Genomic DNA, 19,271 nt, shown 5'->3' with positions numbered 1-19,271 from the left:
GAACGGAGGCCAGCCCCCGGCCCGCGAAGGCGTCATCGATCTCGGTGTGGAAGAACACGCGCTGCTCGTCGCGGTCGCGGTAGGCGGTGAACCCCACGCTCACCTCGTCGGACAGGATCTCGTAGCGGTGCCTCGCGTCCACGTTCCGGACGATCGGGGCGGCGGCTCGGGTCGGTCGGGGGCGTCCCGTGGAGCGAGGGCGCGTCGGGAGCTTGGTTTCCGCCGCATCATCCCGCACGTGGCCCGGCCTGCTGGTGCGTGTCTCAGGGATGACGCGCGTGCGGTCAGGGCGCCGAAGCGTCACCGCCGCCGGGTGTGCGGCTCAGGTCCACCACGCAGAAGATGTTGCCGTCGGGGTCGGCGAGAACGACGAAGTCGGGGTCTGGGGGATAGAGGTCCCAGTCCACCGTTCGCGCGCCGAGGCCGACCAGTCGCCGGACCTCCGCCTGCTGTTCCTCGGCCGAATCGGTGAAGAGGTCCAGGTGGAGACGGGGACGCGGCTCGGCCGGGGATGTGCTGCGCAGCAGGCCAAGGGCGCTGCCGGAGCCGTCGGCGTGATTGAGCGTCCGCCACGTCTCGCTCCTCCGCTCCTGAGCGGCGACCAGGTTCAACGCCGCGGTCCAGAAGGTCACTGCGCGGGGAACGTCCGTGACACCGATGACAGGGAATCCGAGTCTCAGCATGAGGCCAGCCTAGGCTGTTCCGGCGCATCGCCGGTCTCTGGGCCGTCGACCGACGGGAAGGGGTGCTGATCGAGCCGCTCCGCCCGCTCCTTCCGCTCTTTCTGTCCGCCATCCGGGTGAACTCCGCTCCGACCGTGCCGTGCCGCGGGCAGGCATAGGGGCATCCGCGCCTTACGTGGCCGGAAGCACCGGTGGACGCATGAAGCGGACAACCGAGCGAAAGGGGCTGTCCATGCTCGGTCCACGGGCGACGCGCGCAGGGACCGACGGAGATGTCGGCCCCCGGGCGGGCTCCGGGGGATGTACGGACTCCCGGGAGGACCCTGGCGCAGGCGCCGGCCGTTCCCCCGACACGGCCCGTGAGGCGGCCGCAGCCGTAGGGGCCGTCCTCGAGGAGTACCTGCGCACCAGGCTGCGGGAGGCCAGGCGGGTCGACGCGGTGTTCGCCGAGGAAGTGGCCTCGCGGGTCGCCGCGTTCGTCCTGCGCGGCGGTAAACGGCTGCGCACCGCCTTCGTCTGGTGCGGATGGCTGGCCGCCGGAGGTGTCGGCGATCCCCGGACCCCGCTGCGTATCGGCGCTGCCCTCGAACTGCTGCAGACCTGTGCACTGGTGCACGACGACGTCATGGACGAATCGCCGGTGCGCCGGGGCGCGCCCGCCGTGCACACGGACTTCGCGCGGGCGCACCGGGCGGGCCGTATGCGCGGTTCCGCCGCGTCCTATTCGGCCAACGCCGCGATGCTCGCGGGGGACCTGGCGCTCGCGTGGGCCGACGATCTGCTCACCGAGACCGCACTGACCTCCCCGTACGGCGAGCAGTTGCACCGGGAATGGCAGGCGATGCGCGGTGAGATGGTCGCAGGACAGTACCTGGACATGCGGGCGCAGGCGACCGGTTCCTCCGACCCCGCTCATGCCAGGAACATCGCGACGCTCAAGAGCGCGCTCTACACCGTGGAGCGGCCGCTCGCCCTGGGGGCCTCCCTGGCGGGGGCCGATCCCCGCACCATGGACGGGCTGCGGGCCGCCGGACGGTGTGCGGGACTCGCCTTCCAGTTGCGTGACGACCTGCTGGGCGCGTTCGGGGACCCGGCTGTCACGGGGAAGCCCGCGGACCAGGATCTGCGGACACGCAAGCTCACCTGTCTCCGCGCGGTCGCACTCCGGCTCGCCGCCGAATCGGGCGACACCGAGGCGCTGGCCGTACTCGGTCCCGAGGAGGCCGTGCCCGGCGGAGGGACGGTCGAGCGGATGCGCGCCGCTCTGGAACGTACGGGCGCGCGGGCGGTCGTCGAGGAGGAGATCGCCGGTCTTTCGTCATCGAGCCTGCGTCACTTCGCGGCCGCCGGAGCCGATGCCCGGGCACGGCGGGAGTTCGCCGTGCTCGTGGCCAGGGCCGTGGGCACCGTGCCCGAAGGCAACAGGGAGAGCGTATGAGGACCGTGACGGGCCCCACCGATCACGTGGTGGTGGTAGGAGCAGGCCTGTCAGGCCTCGCAGCCGCCCTTCATCTGCTCGGTGCGGGCCGCAGGGTGACCGTCGTCGAGCGCGACTCCGGGCCCGGAGGCCGGGCGGGACGGATCGAACTCGGCGGCTACCGGGTCGACACCGGGCCCACCGTGCTGACCATGCCGCACCTGGCCGACGAGGCCTTCGCAGCCGTCGGGGACAGCCTCCGCCGCCGGGTGGATCTCATCCCGCTGCACCCCGCCTACCGGGCGCACTTCGCCGACGGCAGCAGGCTGGACGTCCACACGGACGGTGACGCCATGGAGGCCGAGATCCGGAGGTTCGCCGGGGCGTCGCAGGCCGCGGGATACCGCCGTCTGCGTCACTGGCTCGAAAGGCTCTACCAGGCGCAGATGCGCCGCTTCATCGACACCAACTTCGACTCGCCCTTCCAGCTACTCCACCCGGACCTGGCCCGACTGGCGGCCCTGGGCGGCTTCGGACGGCTCGATCCGCAGATCGGCAGATTCCTCACCGACGCGCGGCTGCGCCGGGTGTTCTCCTTCCAGGCGCTCTACGCGGGAGTCGCCCCGGCCCGTGCCCTGGCCGCCTACGCCGTCATCGCCTACATGGACACGGTTGCGGGCGTCTGGTTCCCCAAGGGAGGCATGTACGCGCTGCCCCGGGCGATGGCGGACGCCGCCGCCGACGCCGGAGGGGATTTCCGCTGGTCGGCCGAGGTGACCGGGCTGGAGCAAGCGGCCGGCAGGGTCCGGGCCGTACGGCTGGCATCGGGGGAGCGGATCGCCTGCGACGCGGTCGTCCTGACACCGGATCTGCCCGTCGTCCACCGTCTCCTGGGGCGGGCGCCCCGACGCCCCGTATCCCTGCGCCACGCGCCGTCGGCCGTCATCCTGCACGCCGGCACGGACCGCACCTGGCCCGACCTGGCGCACCACACGCTCTCCTTCGGCGCCGCCTGGGAGCGCACCTTCGACGAACTCACCCGGGCCGGGCGTGTGATGAGCGACCCGTCGCTGCTCATCACCCGGCCGACGACGCACGACCCCTCACTCGCACCGCCGGGCAGACATCTGCACTACGTCCTGGCCCCGTGCCCCAACACCACGCAAGGCCCGTCGGCGGGTACCTGGCGCGGCCTGGGACCGCGCTACCGCGACAGCCTGCTGGCCGAGCTGGAACGCCGGGGGCTCGACGGCTTCGAGGAATCCATGGACCGGGAACTGCTGGTCACCCCGGTGGACTGGACTGCCCAGGGCCACGCGGCGGGCACCCCGTTCTCCGTGTCGCACACATTCGCGCAGACCGGCCCCTTCCGGCCGCGCAACCTCGTACGCGGCTACGACAACGTCGTCCTCGCAGGGTGTGGAACCACACCTGGGGTGGGCGTGCCGACCGTGCTCGTGAGCGGCAAGCTCGCAGCCGCCCGCATCACGGGCCTTCCCCCCACGACGGGTGTGCGCCGTCGTTCCCCCCTCCGCGAAGGGCAGAGCAGATGAACCGCCGTGAACTGGACGCCGCAGGGATCACCGGGGCTGCCCTGCGCGCCGCCTACACCAGATGCCGGCGGCTCAACGCCGAGCACGGCCGGACGTACTTCCTGGCCACCCGGCTGCTGCCGGTCGAACGCCGCTGCGCCGTCCACGCCCTGTACGGCTTCGCCCGCTGGGCCGACGACATCGTGGACGACCTGGACCGCCGGCAGCCTCCCGGGGAACGCGACCGCCTGCTACGTCTGCTGGAGAGCGACCTCGCGCAGGGGCTGCGCACGGGAGGCGGCGAGGAGCCCGTGGTCAGGGCAGTGGCGCACACCGCCGAGTGCTACGCCATCGACCACGGCCTGTTCGCCGACTTCCTGGCGTCCATGCGCAGCGACCTGACCGTAACCGACTACCTCACGTACGCCGATCTGCGTGCCTACATGCACGGTTCGGCGGCGGTGATCGGACTCCAGATGCTGCCCGTCCTCGGGACGGTCGTGCCCCGCGAGGAGGCGGCCCCGCACGCGGCCGCACTCGGTGTGGCCTTCCAGCTGACCAACTTCCTGCGGGACGTCGGCGAGGACCTGGACCGCGGTCGCGTCTACCTGCCGGCGGACCTGCTCGCCGCCCACGGCGTGGAGAGGCCACTGCTCGACTGGAGCCGCCGCACCGGACGGCACGACCCCCGCATCAGGGCCGCGTTCGTCGAGGCCGAAGCGATGATCCGGACGGTGTACCGGGAGGCCGCGCCGGGCATCGGCATGCTTGAGCCGCGGGTCCAGCCCTGCATCCGCACCGCGTTCGTGCTGTACCGGGGGATCCTGGACGCGATCGCCGCCGACGACTACCGGGTGCTGCACCGTCGGGCCGTGGTGCCGCGCCGACGCCGGGCCCTCACCGCCGCCGGCGGCCTCGTACGGATCCTCGGCGCGCGGCTGCGCACCCGGCCGCCGGTCAAGGCGCCCGGCGCGGTCGCCCGGGCGGAGGGGCCCTCGCGATGAGCGATCCGCGCCGAAGGACGACATGGACGTCACCGCTGCGGGTGCGGCGTGCCCCCGACTGGGAGCGGCAGGCTCCGACCTGGCGCGAGGCCAGGCCCACCGTGATCGCCGCAGCGCTGAAGCGGGCCGCCGCACGCCCGTCGGGCAACTGGTACGTCGCCGGGGCCTCGCGGGAGACCGGCGCGAGGCCCCGGCCGTACGGCCGGACGATCGCCGGGACGGAGGTGGTCCTGTGGCGGGCCGAGGACGGCACGCTGCGCTCCGGCCCGGGGGAGTGCCCCCATCTGGGAGCGCCGCTGCGCGACAGCCGGGTGGTGTGCGGGACGCTCCTGTGTCATTGGCACGGCCTCGCCCTGGACGGCGGGCCGTTCGCCGGTTGGGAGCCGTACCCGGTGCACGACGACGGCGTGCTGGTGTGGGTGAGACTCGACGCGGCCGGGGGCGAAACCCCGCTGGAGCGTCCGGCCGTGCCGGTGAGGCCCGCCCCCGGCGACGCGGTGGACGCGGTGTTCACGGCGGTGGGCCGGTGCGAACCCGAGGACGTGGTCGCGAACCGGCTCGACCCCTGGCACGGCTCGTGGTTCCACCCGTACGCGTTCGTGGGGCTCAAGGTCGTCGCCACCCCCGAGGACAGCGGTGACGACGCGTTCGCCGTCGATGTCTCGTTCCGGGTCTCCGGCCGGCTGATGGTGCCCGTTCGGGCCGTGTTCACCGCGCCCGGACCGCGCACGGTGGTCATGCACATCACCGACGGTGAGGGGTCCGGATCGGTCGTGGAGACCCATGCGACGCCGCTCACCGCACCCGGCGCCCCGAACCCCCGTACTGCGGTGGTCGAGGCCGTCGTCGCGGCCTCGGACCGGCGGGGCTTCGCCCTGGCGCGCGCCGTCGCGCCCGCCCTCCGGCCGCTGATGCGCCGGACGGCGGGCCGGCTCTGGCGCGACGACCTGGCGTACGCCGAGCGCCGCTGGGCGCTGCGCAGCACCGGGCGCTTCCCCGGCCGAGCGTCAGCGCCGCACGGCCAGGCCGGCGAGGGCCCGCAGGACCCGTGACCGCCCGGCGCGCGGGACGGTCCAGAGCACCTGCCCCCGGATGCCCCAGCCGGCCAGGAGCGCGTTGGCGGCCAGGAAGCCGGAGGTCGCCGCGCGTTCCATCAGGGCGACGGGGAGCCCGGTACGGACCATGTCGCCCGCCACAGTGACGCGAGGATGAGGCGTGCGTACGGCCGGCCGGCGACGGTAGCCGCCAACGGAGAACAGGGGGCAGTCGTCGCGCCATTCGTGGTGGGCGTCGACGACCCGGAAGTCCGCCGTCTCGGGATAGACCTCGTGCAGACGTTCGAGCATCCTGCGCTGGACCACCTTCGGTTCGGTCCTCCCGTCGACGGCGTAGGCGTGGAGTTCGACCACGGAACCGCCCGTGCGAGCGGCCCAGCGGGCCGATTCGCCCTCCCAGCGGTCGAGGACGCTGACGTTGTCGAGCCCGTCGAAGCCACTGGTGCCGAGGAAGCCCGCGCGGTCCTCGCGCACGGGGCGGTCGAGCCACAGCCGCGACACGAGGAACGGGGGCGCCGTGCGCATGGCGGCGATGTCCGCGCGCCAGGACGCGTCCCCCAACTGCTCCGAAGCACCTACGAGACGGCGCAGGCCACGCGTGTCCAGGGCGAGGACCACGGCCTGGTGGCGGTCGGTCGCCCCGTCGGTCTCCACGGTCAGGTCCCCGTCGGCGGCGGGGCGGACGCGGTGGACCGGAGCGCCGGTGCGCACCTCGGCGCCCAGCCTGCGCAGACAGCCGCCCAGAGGTTCCCAGAGAGCCTGGGGGAACGGCTCCCGCGGCACGTCGAAGAGAAGACCCTCGGACGACCCGAGGAAGTAGATGTGGAACATCAGGAGCAGTTCGGCGGCGGACAGCTCGCGCGGGTCCGAGAAGAAGCTGCGGGAGAACACCTCGAAGGCCAGGTGGTGGGCCGCCTCGGGGAAGCCGATCCGGTGCAGGAAGTCCTCGGCGCTGATCCCGTCGAACCGCTCGTACACCTCGGGGACCCGGACGTCGAGGAGGGGCAGTGCCTCGCGGGGGTTCATCGCGGCGAGGTCCCGCCAGCCGAACGACGGGCTGAGCGCGACGAATCCGAGCGCGCTCCACGGCGGGGTCCGCGGCACTCGGGCGAAACTGTCCGCCATTCCGTCGCGGTGCCGGAGAGGGTAGTCCGCCATCGGGGTGAGCGCCGACAGGCCGGGATCCGCGCGGCGCAGCAGTCCGCGCAGGTTGTAGTACTGGCGGAAGAAGGCGTGGAACCCCCGGCTCATCGTCGCCTCCGACCCGTCGGCGAGGCGCACGGGCCATCCGGCGAGGCGCCCGCCGAGGCTCTCCCCCTGCTCGTACAGCGTCACACGGACACCGCGTTCGGCGAGTGCGGTCGCCGCGGCGAGACCGGCGATGCCGCCGCCGATCACCGCGGCCGAAGGGGAGTCGCCGGTGAAGCGCTGGCGTCCGGGTGCGGGCATGAGAACCTCCGCCCGGCTGTCGCGTCCGTGCAGGGTGGCGTCGATGCGGTGCCTGCGGGCACTCATGACGCCTCGGGCCCTGCGGAACCCGTGCCGCTCCGGGCGAGGAACGTGTGGACGATTCCGGTCTGCCAGCCGCCGACGGGCACGGTCCGCACGAAAGGGAATCCGGCCAGGGAGATCCGCTGCGCGAACAGGGGCGCCGTATCGAACGCGATGACGCTGCGCCACAGATGGTGGTACAGCTCGCGGTCGCCGGTCAGCGTGCCCGCGGGGATGATGACACCTCGGCAGACCGTGTTCCACACGGCCCGGTGCACAGCCGAGCCACTGAGGCAGTACTCGTGGACCAGCAGACGCCCCCCGGGGCGCAGCAGTGCGCGCACGGCTTCGAGGACATCGCCGGGCGCGGCGACATTGCGGAAGAGGTAGGCGGCGAACACGGCGTCGTACGAGCCGTCGTCGTCGGTGGTACGGAGATCCTCCGCGGAACGGTGCAGGAAACGGACGTTCGCGGGCCAGCGCTTCGCGCGGGCCCGCTCCAGCATGCCCGCTGAGGCGTCGACCGCGGTGATCCGGGCGTACGGGGCCGCCCCCAGCAGCGCCCGCGTGGACGCGCCCGTTCCGCAGCCGAGATCGAGGACCCGCAGCCCCCTTCCGCCACGAGGCAGCCCAAGGCGGCGGGCCGAACGGAGCAGGTCGGAGCGGTACCCCGGATTCAACGCCGTGAGCCGGTCGTACGAGTGTGACGCGTGATCGAAGGCGCGTGCCAGGTCGTGGTCCCGCAGAAGTGTCATCAGGGGCTCTCTTCGGATCGGCCGGTGGTCCGGCGGGCCAGGAAGGGGACTTCGGCTGCGGTACGGAGCATCGGGACCATCGGTGTACGCAGACCGATCCCGAACTCCTCCCACGGCGTGCTGCCGCCGTCGAGGAAGCGCAGCAGCCGCTCCATGGGGATGTGGCGGAACAGGTCGGTGAAGAAGCGCGGCCCGTCCACGCGTCCGGTGTCCAGGGCCCGGAGCAGCACGGCGTCCATGGCGAGCGCCCTGCGGCCGTGCGGCGCCGGCACGCCCGGGCGCCCGTCGCGCAGCGCTGTGGCGATGGCCCGGCTCTGGCGCTGGACGGCGGCGAACGTGTAGCCGGTCGCCGGACGGGTGGCACCCCCGGCGGCCCCGATGCGGAAGACGGCGCGGCCCGTCCGGCGGGGGAAGCGCGCGTCGGTCATGGGGATGACGCCCTGCTCCGCCGACTCCACGGCGAACCTGCCGAGCCCCAGGACGCCCCCGGTGTACTGCCGCAGAGCGGCCTCGTACGCCGCCGTCGTGAGCGGGGCACGGGAGAACTCCGTGTACTCCACCAGCGCCCGGTCCGGTGCCAGCGGCAGTACGTAGCCGAACGCGAGACCGTGGCGGGGCTGCGGAACCCGGAAGTCCATGAGGTCGGCCACCCCGGGCTCGAAGCGGGGAACGGCGGTACGCACGAACCAGCCCCGGAAGTGCTGCAGCAGCAGCGTGCGGTGCGGCGGCGTGCCTCGCACGGGCCGCGAGTCGAACACGTACCGGCCGCGCAGGGTGAGCGGTTTCCCGTCCGCCGTCGTACAGCGCACCTCCGCGCCGTACGGTGCGTCGAGCACTTCGTGGGCGGTGGCACGCAGGACGCGGGCCGCGGGGGCCTCCGTCAGACGGGAGTGGACCAGCTGTTCGAAGAGGCCCGAGCGCACCATGCGGTAGCGCAGGGGAGCGGGTTCCGATTCGATGACGCAGCCGTCCGGCCCTCGTACCCGCAGGCAGCGCCAGGAGGCGACGACGGCCTCCTCGAACTCCCCGGTACCGGCCTCCCAGTGGCACCAGGTGCGCTCCGCGGGGCGCAGCGGTCCGTCGGGCGCCTCGACCAGCGTCACCCCGGAACCGGTCCTGGTGAGCCAGTGGGCAAGGCACAGTCCGGCGGCGCCTCCGCCCACGACGACGGCATCGTCCACCCGTCCGTGAACGCGCCCGCTCACCTCCTGGGAGCCCGCGCCGCCGCCCGGTCGGCCAGCACCTCGCGCGCCGCCCTGCTTCCGGATGCCAGAGCGCCCTGCACGGACCCGGTGGCGCGGTGGTCCCCGCTCACGTACCGCCCCGGTGCGAAACGCGTCGTACGGCTCAGAGGCCAGGGAGGCCGCATGGCGGGCAGGGCGCCCTCCACGGTGTAGGCGGCGACCGTGTCCCAGGTACTCGTGTCCGTGTCGTACAGCTCGGCAAGCCGGGCGCGGACCGTTCTGTCCCCGCCCGGCGGGCCGGAGCCGAGGACGGAGGTCGACACCAGCGCTGTGCCCGGGGGAGCGTAGGTGGGTGAGACCTCGGTGAGGACACAGCTGTTCAGGACGGCGAGACCGCTGTCCACCAGCAGGGTCGGTTCGCTCAGCGGGGACCGGTCTGCCGCGTGGTAATACGTCGTCACCGTACGGCTGTCCGGTACCTGCAGGCCGGGCAGCAGGCGGGCGGCCGTGGCCGAGTCGGTGGCCACGACGACGGAGGCGGCCGGCCGCTCGCCGCCGTCGGCCAGGAGCACCCCGGAATCCGTGACCTCCGTGACGGCCGAACCGAGCCGAAGGGTGCCGTCCGGCAGCCGGGCGGCGAGCTGGGCCGGCACGGCACCGATGCCCCGGGCGGGCAGGCAGAGCGTGCCGCGCGCCATGCTCCGCCAGACCAGGTGCAGGAAGCGCGCCGAGGTCTCCAGGCCCTCCTCCAGGAACACCCCGGACAGGAACGGCCTCAGCAGATCCTCGATCGCGCGCGGCGACAGGCCGGCGCGGACCAGCGCCTCGGACGCGGTGCGGTCGGGCATACGCCCCAGGCGCTTCGCGGGAAGGAGGACGTCACGCGCGGTGAGCACACCGAGGGCGGCGAGGTCCCGGGCAGTAAGAACCCTCCCCGGCAGAAGCTGTGCCGCGTCCCCCGGCCGCCGGGTGGGGTCGGTGACACGCACCCGCCCCGAGGGTGTCCGCGCGATGAGACCGGGGGTGAAAGGCCTCAGGCGCAGGGCGCGCAGGTCGACGCGCTTCTTCACCTGCGGGTAGGAGGTGTTGAACACCTGGAAACCACGGTCCAGCAGGAAGCCGTCCCTGCGGTCCGTGCGCATCCGGCCGCCCACCGCGTCCGAGGCCTCCAGCAGTTCTACGCGGAGGCCCGCGCCGCTGAGGTCGAGTGCGCAGGCCAGCCCTGCCAGGCCCGCGCCCACGACGACGGCGTCCGGCGGCGGTGGGTGCTGTCGGTTCGTCATCCATGTCCCTCGGTTCGGTCCCGTACGGCCGACGGTCAGGCCTGACGGTTCGTCAACCCGATCACGTTCCGGGCCCGGAAGCGAGCAGCCGCCACGGAGACCGCCTCTTCGTGTGACCCGTGTGCCCTGTCAGGAGCTCCGCTCAGCACTGCGGCTCGTACGGACATGGCCGCGGGCACCCGTGTCCGGGCCGGCCTCGAACAGCCGAGTGCCGGCGGGCCGTCCTTCCGCGAGCCCGCCGGCAGACCTACAGGCTCTCCGTCACTGCGGCCGTCCCAGCGCCCAGCCCGATACATCGGCCAGCCGTCCGCGCCACAGGGGCAGTCGCAGGGAACCCGTACCGGCGAAGGCCAGTGTGGCGTCTCTCAGATGAATCCAGCGCGGCAGCTGCGAGGTGCCTTCGCCGGCCCCCAGCTCCCGGATCCCCTGGTCCACCGTCTCCGGGAACTCCGCGATCAGGTTCGCACCCTCGCCCTCCACCTGGCGGAGGCTTCGTGCCCAGTCCGCCTTCCATGCCTCGTGGCCGATCACGTCTCCGTGGAGCACGCCACCGGTCAGCGTGAGAGTGATCGGCAGACTGGAGCGCAGCTCTCTGTCCAGCAGCTGGATCAGCAGTTGCAGCTGCAGGTCGGGCACCGGCTCCGTCACCACGGCAGCTGTCTGCGGCAGTGTCTCGGCAAACTCGCTCATGGACCGCTCCCTTCACCTGACAAGCGACAGGTGACAGCCCGTATGCCCCCGTCCTGAGCCGTCACACCACCGGGCAGCGAGTGATCGGCGTACCGGAGGAGCAGCACTGGCCTGCGCCTCGTCCGGCGGCTCCAGCCGGTACGTAGGAGGCTGACCGGCCGCGCGGGGGACGCGGGTGCGCCACCTCTCATCGTGGTGGCGCACTCGTCAGTACGTGTCAGAGCCAGCGGCGGATCGGCAGGACCGCTGCCTCCCGTACCCTCTGCACCGGCGAACGGCGCTTCCACCGGCGTCCGTCGATCAGCGTGCTCCGCTCCACGTCCTGTGCGAAGTGGCTGTCCAGCGTGGCGGTGAACTCCCGGTCCATGACCGCGAGCATCACCTCTTCGTCGTGCTCGAGCGAGCGGCGGTTGAAGTTCGTCGAACCGATCAGCGAGGCGACACCGTCCACCGTCAGGACCTTGGCGTGAAGCATGGTCGGCTGGTACTGGTAGATCTTCACCCCGCAGGCCGTGAGCTCCTCGTAATGGTGCTGACCGGCCAGCTGGCACACCCGCTTGTCCGTGTGCGGCCCCGGGAGCAGGATCTCCACGGAGACCCCCCGGCGCGCGGCGGCGCACAGCAACCCGATGAAGTACGGATCAGGCGCGAAGTACGCCGTTGTGAGCCGGACCCGCTCCTCGGCGGACTCCAGGACGACGCGCAGCAGGGTCTGCATGTCCTGCCAGCCGAAGCCCGCCGATCCGCGCACCACCTGGACGACCGCGTCGCCAGGCTGCTTCGACTCGATGAACCGGTCACGTTCGGTGAACAGCTCGTCGTGGCACTCCGCCCAGTTCTGCGCGAACGCGGCGGCCAGTCCGTCCACCGCCGGGCCCTGGACCCGCACGTGTGTGTCCCGCCACTCACTCTCGTCGCGGGCGTCACCGCACCACTCCTCGGCGATCCCGACTCCGCCGGTGAACGCCGTCTCCTCATCCGTGATGAGCACCTTGCGGTGGCAGCGGTGGTTCTGCTTGAGCGGCGAGAGGTACAGCGGCTTGCGGAACCACGCCACCTCCACGCCGGCCTCGTCCATCAGCGCCAGCTGGTCCTTCTCGATGAGCCGGGAGCCGAAGCCGTCCAGCAGCAGCCGCACCCGCACTCCGGCGCGGGCCCGCTCGGCCAGTGCTTCGGCGAAGTCGCGGGCTATGTCCCCGCGCCAGTACACGAACGTCATCATGTCCACGGTGTGTACGGCACCACGGATGGACTCGAGCATCGAGGCGAAGATCTGGTCCCCGTTGCGGAGGGGGACGAGTCTGTTGCCCTCGGTGGCGGCGATGCCGATCAGGCGCTCCAGCCGCCGCCGCAGCCGTTGAGCGCGCTCCGTGTAGAGGGCGTCGTCGGGTCTGGGGAGTGTGGAACGCTGATCTATGTGGCTGGACATCTCTCACCTTGTGTACTGAAAGCGACGGGGCATGGCGACTGTACTCCCGGGATGTAACGGACGACTCCGGGGATGTAACGGACGCCGGAACAGGCCATGGGGCGGTGCGGCTTTCCGCGCAGCACGACGGCGACGTGCTGTGAGCGGCGCCATACGCGCAGGCCTCCCGACGTGACGCCGGCGCGTATGGGGTCGCTCAGAATTCGACGGATGCGGCCTTCCGGATCGACGCGTTCATGTTGCGTTCCATCAGCCGCAGCGACGCGTGTGCCAGGTCCTGGTGGATATGGGCCACGGCGTCGTCGGGAACCGTGACGTCCAGATGGCGGATATGTGCGTCGAGGGCCGAGTAGAGGACGCATTGCTCGGTGACCTGACCGCAGAGCACCACTCGGTTCACGTCCAACTGGGACAAGAGGTAGCTGAGCGGTGTCTCGTAGAAGATCGAGTGTCTGGCCTTGACGACGAACAGTGAATCGCTGTCGGGCAGTACGGGCTCCACCAGGCCGCGGTGGGGCCCCGCCAGTGTCGTCTCGATGATCTCGCCGTGATGTGATCGCCATTCCCCGAAGTTGTCATTCACATAGATCACAGGCACACCGCCGTCCCGGGCCCGCTCGATGAGACCCACGATGTGGGGGAGTGCCTCGCGCACGGAGGGAATGAGGTGCTCCGCGTCCGGGTGGCTGTATGTGTTGAGCATGTCGATGACAATGAGGGCGCTTCTGCTCATGGTTGCCTGTTCTCATCGTGCCGTGACGTGAGCGCGAAGGCGGTGCGGACCGTGCGGCGCGTCGGGGCGATCAGGTCAGGGCAGCGGCGTACCGCCGGTCGCGTTCATGATCTCGCCGGTGATGAACGACGCGTTCGAAGAGGCGAGAAAGACGTAGGCGGGTGCCATCTCCGCAGGCTGGGCCGGCCGGCCCAGGGGGCTCTGCTTCCCGAATTCCGTGGTGTCGGGCAAGGTCGCCGGAATGAGGGGCGTCCAGACCGGACCGGGGGCGACCGCGTTGACACGGATCCCGTCGGACGCCAGCATCTGGGCGAGTCCCTGGGTGAAGGTGACGATGGCGCCCTTGGTCATGGCGTAGTCCAGCAGATGAGGACTGGGCTTGTACGCCTGTACCGAGGTGGTGTTGATGATCGAGCCGCCGGCCGGGATATGGGGCAGGGCGGTCTTGCACAGCCAGAACATGCCGTACAGGTTGGTGCGCACCACGCGGTCGAACTGGGACGTCGAGATGGCGCCGATGCCGTCCGGCTGGGACATCTGGTAGGCGGCGTTGTTCACCAGGATGTCGATCCGGCCGAACTCGGCCACGGCCTGCTCGATGAGGGCCCTGCACTGCTTCTCGTCACGGATGTCGCACTCCAGGGGAATCGCCCTGCGGCCCGCGTCCTCGACGAGACGGCAGGTTTCCTGCGCTTCGCCCTTCTCGTCGGGCAGATGCGTCAGCAGCACGTCCGCCCCTTCCCGCGCGAAGGCGAGGGCCACAGCGCGGCCGATGCCGGAATCGCCTCCGGTGATGACCGCCTTGCGCTCGGCGAGGAGACCGCTTCCCACGTACGAGTCCTCGCCGTGGTCGGGCGGCGGATCCATCGGCCCCGTCCAGCCCGGATGCCCTTGATCCTGCTGGGGGAATTCCGGTTGCGGATGGCGTCGTGTCGGGTCCTGCGGCTGCCCGGTGTCAGTCATCAAAGTGTTCCTCTCCGTCGCGGGCCTGGTGCGGCACATGCGCCGCCGTGTTCCCCCGAGGCCGTTGGTCAATCATCCCGGGCGGGCAGATACCGGGCACGTCGAGCGGACCGGCCCCGGCGGAGCCGTGGAGACGGTAATTTCGAACCATGAGTTCCAAGATCGAGTCCGTCCTCGGCCCCCAGCGGGGTGGTGGCCGTCTCCTCGCGGTCAGTGATCTCCACGTGGGGATCGCAGACAACCGTCCTCTCGCCGACCGGTTGCACCCGTCCTCGGACGAGGACTGGCTGATCGTGGCGGGGGATGTCGCAGAGCAGGCAGAAGAGATCGAGCGCGCGCTCGAATTGCTCGCGGGGAGATTCGCCCATGTGGTGTGGACCCCTGGGAACCACGAGCTGTGGACCGTGGACATGGACCCCGTACGACTGCGTGGCCGCGCAAGGTACGAGCACCTCGTCCAGGTGTGCAGAGAACTGGGCGTGACCACGCCCGAGGACCCCTACCCCCGGTGGCAGGGCGCGGACGGCCCCGTTGCCGTTGCCCCCGTGTTCCTGCTGTACGACTACTCCTTCAGGGTCCCCGGAACGGCGACCAAGGAGGAGTCCCTGGCCCGCGCCCACGAGGCCGGCGTCGTCTGCACCGACGAGTACCTGCTGCATCCCGACCCCTATCCGACCCGGGACGACTGGTGCCGGGCGCGGGTGGCGCTCACCGAGGAGCGTCTGGCCGCGCACGACCCGGATGTTCCCCTCGTCATCGCCGGGCACTGGCCGCTGCTGCGCGAACCCACCTCCGTTATGTGGTACCCGGAGTTCGCCCAGTGGTGCGGCACGGAACTCACAGCTGACTGGCACCGCCGTTTCAACGTCGCCGCCGTCGTCTACGGACACCTCCACATCCCCCGTACGACCTGGCACGACGGTGTGCGGTTCGAGGAGGTTTCGATCGGCTACCCCCGGGAGTGGCGCAAGCGCGGCCATCCGCGGGGGCTGCTGCGGCAGATCCTTCCCTACGAGGGGCGGCCCGAAGCGGGGGGCTCCGGCGCCTCGTGACCGTACGGCGCCGATGACTGAGTGGCTGGTGCCGAAACGCGGAAGGCCGAGCCCGCCGGGCTGCCGGGGAGCGGTGCCGCAACTTCCACTCCCCGGTTCCCGCCTGTCGGCGTGCGTCACTCCCCGTGCCGCTGCTCCGCGGACTCGGGTCCGAGCGCACCGGTCATCGCGTGACTCATCCGCAGGTGCGTGGCCGCCTCCGCGTCACGGCCCTGACGCTCGAGGGTGCGTCCGAGCATCAGCCGGGCGTACTCCTCGACGGGGTCGCGCTCCAGCACCCTGCGCAGTTCGGCCTCCGCCTTCACCAGCCGGGCCGAGTGGTAGTAGGCGCGCGCCAGCAGCAGTCGCGGCGCCACCAGGTCCGGCGCCTCCTGCACCAGACCGCCGAGGATCCGGGCCGCAGTCGCGTACTCCTTCGACTCGAAGAACAGTTGCGCGCGGTCCCAGCGGTCGGCGGGCGTGCCGAACTCGTAGTAGGTGTCGTCCACTTCTCCTCCTCGGCCGGAATGTTTCCGTGTGCGTCAACACGACAAGGTAGTTAAACATTCCACTAAAATTTCGGCGTGGGGACCCGTGCTCCGTGGCCGTTCGGGAATAGGTTGTGCGCCATGAGCAATCTCGATCGCCAGGCCGCTCTCTCCGTCTGCGGAGGACGCGGCTTCGTCGTCGCCGAACCGGTACGTGAACTTCTCGCCCCGCGCCGCGTCCAGCTGGGCGAGTCCACCGAGGTGCGCAGACTCCTGCCCAATCTGGGGCGCCGCATGGTCGGAGCCTGGGCATTCGTGGATCACTACGGCCCCGACGACATCGCCGACGAGCCCGGGATGCAGGTGCCGCCGCACCCTCATATGGGCCTGCAGACGGTCAGCTGGCTGCACGACGGGGAGGTCCTGCACCGTGACAGTTTGGGTAGTCTCCAGCGGATCCTGCCGCGGGAACTGGGCCTCATGACATCCGGAAGGGCCATCAGCCATTCCGAGGAGAGCCCGAAGCCGCACGCCAGGTTTCTGCACGGCGCTCAGCTCTGGGTCGCCCTGCCCGACGCGGACCGGCATGTGGAACCCCACTTCCAGCACCACACCGACCTGCCCACCGTCACGGCAGCGGGCCTCACCGCCACCGTGATCCTGGGTGAACTCGACGGAGCCGCATCGCCGGGCAAGGCGTACACGCCGATCGTCGGAGCGGACCTGGCCCTGACCGCCGGCGCCGAAGCCCGGTTGCCGCTGGACCCCGACTTCGAGTACGCAGTGCTCTCGATGTCCGGCGAAGCCGAGGTCGACGGTGTCCCGGTCCTGGCCGGGTCGATGCTCTACCTGGGCTGCGGCCGCACCGAACTGCCGCTGCGTGCCGCATCCGATGCCGGACTGATGCTTCTCGGTGGCGAGCCGTTCGAGGAGGAGATCGTCATGTGGTGGAACTTCATCGGACGGTCGCACGAGGAGATCGAGGAGGCCCGGCAGGCGTGGGCGGAGGGCTCCCGCTTCGGTGAGGTCCACGGCTACGACGGCGGCCGACTGCCGGCCCCCGCGCTGCCGCCGGTGGCGCTGAAGCCGCGAGGCCGGGTGCGCTGACCTGGAGTGATGCGCAGCCTCATGCTTCTACGGCGAGCTGACCACCGCGCAGCACTCTCCTCCGGTTCCGAGTCGCCCCCACGCTGTCGGCCTGTCGTCGGGGACAGCACCGGACGGCCCCGCCCAGGTGGCCGGTCCCCGACACCTGCCTTCCACTGGTGCTGGTGGCCCCGCTCGGGTGGCCGAGGATCGAGGAGTCCCTGATGAGACGCCACACCAAGGCAGCCGCAGCGCTGGCCTCCGCAGTGCTTATGGCGGCCACGGCGGCCGGATGCTCCGACAACAGGTCCGGCAGTGGCAGCGCCAGGGATGCGGACGGGGGCGTCCAGAACGGCGGCCGTCAGGTCGATGTGCCCGCCGCTCCGTCCAAGTCCCCCACCGCGACCGTCTCCGTCAGGAACGGCACGTACGGCACGTCACTCGTGGACGACAAGGGCATGACGCTCTACGTTTTCGACAAGGACCCCAAGAACAAGTCCAACTGCGCCGACGCCTGTGCCAAGGAGTGGCCGCCGCTGCTCGACAAGGCACCCACCGCGGGCAGCGGAGTCAAGTCGAACCTGCTGAAGACGACGACCCGCGGCGACGGGAAGAGGCAGGTGACCTACAACGGTCACGCGCTGTACCGGTTCGACGAGGACCAGAAGGCCGGCGACACCAACGGGCAGGCCGTCGACGCGTTCGGCGCCAAGTGGTATGTCATCAGCCCCGAAGGAAAACAGATCACCACCAAGCCGACGAGTAACACCGGCAACGGTTACTGATCCCCGGCCGATCCGGCCCCGCAGGGTGCCGTCCATGCCGCCATGGCCTCCCGATCTCCCGCTGCCGGGTGGCGAGTTGCCAGCTCAGGTGCGCACTGCGCGGCTGGACAGATCGATTGTCGAAGGCTGGGCGGGCAAGCGCGCGAAACTCCTGGCAGGCATTGGTGATCTTGGCCGAAAACACCTGCATAAGGAGCTTCGTCGTTGCGCGGAAGCATCCAACTCCCTTTCGGCTTCGCTAGGTTGGAAAAGGCTCACTGATGTGGTCGAGTCCAGCTCGCCGCCGGGCGTGATGGCTTGTCACATACCAAGGTGGAATTCGGTCCCGCTCACCTGGCGCCGCGACTCCCGTGACTGCTCCTCTACTCCTGCAGTAGTTCAGGCTCGTAGCGGAACCGCATGGGGGTGGATTCGTAGTAGTACCGGGCCCCCGACTGTGTCCCACTCCCCTACCGATGGCATCGTCTGCCGCCTCGCCCGTCGTGCAGCAGCAGACCGAGTCCGCAGGACGATTGCTGCCCGCCTCCCCGCACGCGAGAAGGGCCGTGCAGGCAGGCGAGTTGTGAGCCGGTCACCGGTGAGCGACGACCGCGACGGGGGAAGAGGCGTGGTGGAGGACGTTGTGGGTGACAGGTCCGATATGCGCGCCCATCGAGGACCTGCGGATGCGTCGTCCGACGACAACGAGGCCGGCGCCGGCTCCGTTCTCCAGGATCTGGTCCGCCGCTCGGCCGGTCGTCGCCCGTACGTCGACACGGACGGTCGGCCATCTCTGCTGCCAGGGCGCGATCAGTTCGTTCAGTTTCGCCTCCACCTGGCGTGTGAGCTGCTCCGTGACCGCGGGGTCATAAGACATCCCGGAGCCGAACAGCGGGGGAGTCGCCGCACTGTGCAGCACACACACTGGGCATTCGCGGTGTGCCGCCTCTTCGAAGGCGAATGCGAGGGGGGCGTCGCTCGGCCGGTCCACGTCGATTCCGACGACGACCGGACCGTACGCACCGTGACTCCGGGCGTCGCGCTTCGCCTCTTCCGTCCCGCGTACGAGTACGACGGTCCGCTCCGACCCGCGGACCACCGCCAGGCCGACGGAACCGAGGACGTAGCCGGAGACGGTTCCCAGCCCCCGTGACCCCAGGACGAGCATCTCGGATGTGGCGGCCACTTCGGTGAGCGCGACGCCCGGCGGACCGTCAACGTCCTTCGTGTCGACGCGCAGGTGCGGATGGGCCTCGCGCAGTGCGTCCGAGGCGTCGGTAAGGAGCGCCTCCGCCCACCGTTCACGTGCGTCGGAGCGGCCGGCGCGGATACCGACGGGAGACGGCCCCTCCTCGCAGTGGACGAGAAGGAGGGGCCTTTCCCGGAGGACCGCCTCCCGCGCGGCCCAGTGAGCCGCAGCGGCGCTCTCGGCGGATCCGTCCAGACCGACGGCGATGCTCTGGTTCATGAAGGGCCTCCTCTCGCCCTCTGCCGAACTGGCTCAGCTGTCCGGGACCAGTGCGTGCCCCGGGAGCCCGCACCTCGACGGTCCGGTCATCCCCCACTGTCGGCACCCGGGCCGGGCGAGTGGAAGGGCCGTGCGGACCCGTATCAGGACCGAGCAGCCGTAGTGCGTTCCTGGGCTCAGCGCGAGGGACTGCCTGCATGAACCACGGGACCACG

19 protein-coding genes are annotated in these 19,271 nt (G+C 71.0%); 7 read left to right on the top strand and 12 right to left on the bottom strand.

From position 1 onward, the window contains the following. Together BFF76_RS32965 and BFF76_RS14090 are read right to left on the bottom strand one after the other, a co-directional pair. On the bottom strand, positions 1-154 hold a 154-nt coding region (locus BFF76_RS32965; RefSeq protein ID WP_167359492.1), incomplete at its 3' end, for a GNAT family N-acetyltransferase. Positions 155-284: 130 nt separating this feature from the next. Then, positions 285-683: a VOC family protein gene (locus tag BFF76_RS14090; protein WP_031090002.1), complete on the bottom strand. Its 399-nt coding sequence runs from the start codon at positions 681-683 to the stop codon at positions 285-287. 232 nt (positions 684-915) lie between these two features. Here BFF76_RS14090 and BFF76_RS14085 point away from each other — a divergent pair, with 232 nt between their 5' ends. From BFF76_RS14085 to BFF76_RS14070, 4 genes are read left to right on the top strand one after another with little or no spacing between them, the layout of a single operon-like run. Then, a complete protein-coding gene (locus BFF76_RS14085; RefSeq protein WP_065848333.1) occupies positions 916-2,121 on the top strand; it encodes a polyprenyl synthetase family protein in 1,206 nt (401 codons plus the stop codon). Beyond that, the gene (gene crtI, locus BFF76_RS14080) at positions 2,118-3,653 is read left to right on the top strand and encodes a phytoene desaturase family protein (protein ID WP_031090006.1); all 1,536 of its coding nucleotides are present in this window, start codon (positions 2,118-2,120) and stop codon (positions 3,651-3,653) included. Before BFF76_RS14085 ends, crtI begins: the two co-directional genes overlap by 4 nt. Then, on the top strand, positions 3,650-4,636 hold the full coding sequence (locus tag BFF76_RS14075; RefSeq protein WP_053928950.1) for a phytoene/squalene synthase family protein: 987 nt from the start codon (positions 3,650-3,652) through the stop codon (positions 4,634-4,636). Before crtI ends, BFF76_RS14075 begins: the two co-directional genes overlap by 4 nt. Beyond that, a complete protein-coding gene (locus BFF76_RS14070; protein ID WP_065848332.1) occupies positions 4,633-5,688 on the top strand; it encodes a DUF5914 domain-containing Rieske (2Fe-2S) protein in 1,056 nt (351 codons plus the stop codon). Before BFF76_RS14075 ends, BFF76_RS14070 begins: the two co-directional genes overlap by 4 nt. Here BFF76_RS14070 and BFF76_RS14065 read toward each other — a convergent pair. The 8 genes from BFF76_RS14065 to BFF76_RS14030 form a co-directional block, all read right to left on the bottom strand. Beyond that, positions 5,644-7,206 carry an FAD-dependent oxidoreductase gene (locus BFF76_RS14065; RefSeq protein WP_065848331.1) on the bottom strand — a complete coding sequence of 521 codons (1,563 nt, stop codon included), beginning with the start codon at positions 7,204-7,206 and terminating at the stop codon, positions 5,644-5,646. The two genes, BFF76_RS14070 and BFF76_RS14065, sit on opposite strands and share 45 nt — an antisense overlap. Then, positions 7,203-7,937, bottom strand: coding sequence for a class I SAM-dependent methyltransferase (locus BFF76_RS14060; RefSeq protein WP_031090014.1), 735 nt, complete (start codon positions 7,935-7,937; stop codon positions 7,203-7,205). Before BFF76_RS14060 ends, BFF76_RS14065 begins: the two co-directional genes overlap by 4 nt. Continuing rightward, positions 7,937-9,142, bottom strand: a complete 1,206-nt coding sequence (locus BFF76_RS14055) for a lycopene cyclase family protein (protein ID WP_031090015.1) — start codon at positions 9,140-9,142, stop codon at positions 7,937-7,939. The genes BFF76_RS14060 and BFF76_RS14055 overlap by 1 nt, the downstream gene beginning before the upstream one ends. Continuing rightward, positions 9,139-10,404: an NAD(P)/FAD-dependent oxidoreductase gene (locus BFF76_RS14050; protein ID WP_065848330.1), complete on the bottom strand. Its 1,266-nt coding sequence runs from the start codon at positions 10,402-10,404 to the stop codon at positions 9,139-9,141. Before BFF76_RS14050 ends, BFF76_RS14055 begins: the two co-directional genes overlap by 4 nt. A 261-nt stretch (positions 10,405-10,665) precedes the next feature. Continuing rightward, positions 10,666-11,094, bottom strand: coding sequence for a hypothetical protein (locus BFF76_RS14045; RefSeq protein ID WP_031090017.1), 429 nt, complete (start codon positions 11,092-11,094; stop codon positions 10,666-10,668). Between the two features lie 217 nt (positions 11,095-11,311). Then, complete coding sequence (locus tag BFF76_RS14040) at positions 11,312-12,523, bottom strand: phospholipase D-like domain-containing protein (protein WP_031090018.1); 1,212 nt, start codon at positions 12,521-12,523, stop codon at positions 11,312-11,314. Positions 12,524-12,719: 196 nt separating this feature from the next. Beyond that, positions 12,720-13,256 carry a cysteine hydrolase family protein gene (locus BFF76_RS14035; RefSeq protein ID WP_031090020.1) on the bottom strand — a complete coding sequence of 179 codons (537 nt, stop codon included), beginning with the start codon at positions 13,254-13,256 and terminating at the stop codon, positions 12,720-12,722. 75 nt (positions 13,257-13,331) lie between these two features. Beyond that, complete coding sequence (locus tag BFF76_RS14030; RefSeq protein ID WP_065848329.1) at positions 13,332-14,219, bottom strand: SDR family oxidoreductase; 888 nt, start codon at positions 14,217-14,219, stop codon at positions 13,332-13,334. A gap of 149 nt (positions 14,220-14,368) precedes the next feature. Between BFF76_RS14030 and BFF76_RS14025 the strand changes: the two genes are divergently transcribed. After that, the gene (locus tag BFF76_RS14025) at positions 14,369-15,271 is read left to right on the top strand and encodes a metallophosphoesterase family protein (RefSeq protein WP_051834468.1); all 903 of its coding nucleotides are present in this window, start codon (positions 14,369-14,371) and stop codon (positions 15,269-15,271) included. Between the two features lie 116 nt (positions 15,272-15,387). On the opposite strand, the gene BFF76_RS14020 is transcribed toward BFF76_RS14025, so the two are convergent. Further along, on the bottom strand, positions 15,388-15,759 hold the full coding sequence (locus BFF76_RS14020) for a tetratricopeptide repeat protein (RefSeq protein ID WP_031090024.1): 372 nt from the start codon (positions 15,757-15,759) through the stop codon (positions 15,388-15,390). Between the two features lie 120 nt (positions 15,760-15,879). On the opposite strand from BFF76_RS14020, the gene BFF76_RS14015 reads away from it, so the two are divergent. Next, positions 15,880-16,845, top strand: a complete 966-nt coding sequence (locus tag BFF76_RS14015) for a pirin family protein (RefSeq protein WP_031090026.1) — start codon at positions 15,880-15,882, stop codon at positions 16,843-16,845. A gap of 203 nt (positions 16,846-17,048) precedes the next feature. After that, positions 17,049-17,609 (top strand): COG4315 family predicted lipoprotein, encoded by a 561-nt coding sequence (locus tag BFF76_RS14010; protein ID WP_065848340.1) that lies wholly within the window; start codon positions 17,049-17,051, stop codon positions 17,607-17,609. 571 nt (positions 17,610-18,180) lie between these two features. Here the strand turns inward: BFF76_RS14010 and BFF76_RS14005 are convergent. Next, entirely contained in the window at positions 18,181-19,056 is an 876-nt protein-coding gene (locus BFF76_RS14005; RefSeq protein ID WP_053928956.1) for a universal stress protein, read from the bottom strand. Between the last annotated feature and the right edge of the window lie 215 nt (positions 19,057-19,271).

Origin of the sequence: Streptomyces mutomycini, assembly GCF_001700505.1 — a bacterium.
GTDB classification, from domain to species: Bacteria; Actinomycetota; Actinomycetes; order Streptomycetales; family Streptomycetaceae; genus Streptomyces; species Streptomyces mutomycini.
This window is presented reverse-complemented; position numbering and strand designations above follow the sequence as displayed.

Bases quoted from the DNA above. Each gene is read 5' to 3' on its own strand.
- BFF76_RS14090 (WP_031090002.1), bottom strand. From the start codon at position 683: ATGCTGAGACTCGGATTCCCTGTCATCGGTGTCACGGACGTTCCCCGC.
- BFF76_RS14085 (WP_065848333.1), top strand. From the start codon at position 916: ATGCTCGGTCCACGGGCGACGCGCGCAGGGACCGACGGAGATGTCGGC.
- crtI (WP_031090006.1), top strand. From the start codon at position 2,118: ATGAGGACCGTGACGGGCCCCACCGATCACGTGGTGGTGGTAGGAGCA.
- BFF76_RS14075 (WP_053928950.1), top strand. From the start codon at position 3,650: ATGAACCGCCGTGAACTGGACGCCGCAGGGATCACCGGGGCTGCCCTG.
- BFF76_RS14070 (WP_065848332.1), top strand. From the start codon at position 4,633: ATGAGCGATCCGCGCCGAAGGACGACATGGACGTCACCGCTGCGGGTG.
- BFF76_RS14065 (WP_065848331.1), bottom strand. From the start codon at position 7,206: ATGAGTGCCCGCAGGCACCGCATCGACGCCACCCTGCACGGACGCGAC.
- BFF76_RS14060 (WP_031090014.1), bottom strand. From the start codon at position 7,937: ATGACACTTCTGCGGGACCACGACCTGGCACGCGCCTTCGATCACGCG.
- BFF76_RS14050 (WP_065848330.1), bottom strand. From the start codon at position 10,404: ATGACGAACCGACAGCACCCACCGCCGCCGGACGCCGTCGTCGTGGGC.
- BFF76_RS14045 (WP_031090017.1), bottom strand. From the start codon at position 11,094: ATGAGCGAGTTTGCCGAGACACTGCCGCAGACAGCTGCCGTGGTGACG.
- BFF76_RS14040 (WP_031090018.1), bottom strand. From the start codon at position 12,523: ATGTCCAGCCACATAGATCAGCGTTCCACACTCCCCAGACCCGACGAC.
- BFF76_RS14035 (WP_031090020.1), bottom strand. From the start codon at position 13,256: ATGAGCAGAAGCGCCCTCATTGTCATCGACATGCTCAACACATACAGC.
- BFF76_RS14030 (WP_065848329.1), bottom strand. From the start codon at position 14,219: ATGACTGACACCGGGCAGCCGCAGGACCCGACACGACGCCATCCGCAA.
- BFF76_RS14025 (WP_051834468.1), top strand. From the start codon at position 14,369: ATGAGTTCCAAGATCGAGTCCGTCCTCGGCCCCCAGCGGGGTGGTGGC.
- BFF76_RS14015 (WP_031090026.1), top strand. From the start codon at position 15,880: ATGAGCAATCTCGATCGCCAGGCCGCTCTCTCCGTCTGCGGAGGACGC.
- BFF76_RS14010 (WP_065848340.1), top strand. From the start codon at position 17,049: ATGAGACGCCACACCAAGGCAGCCGCAGCGCTGGCCTCCGCAGTGCTT.
- BFF76_RS14005 (WP_053928956.1), bottom strand. From the start codon at position 19,056: ATGAACCAGAGCATCGCCGTCGGTCTGGACGGATCCGCCGAGAGCGCC.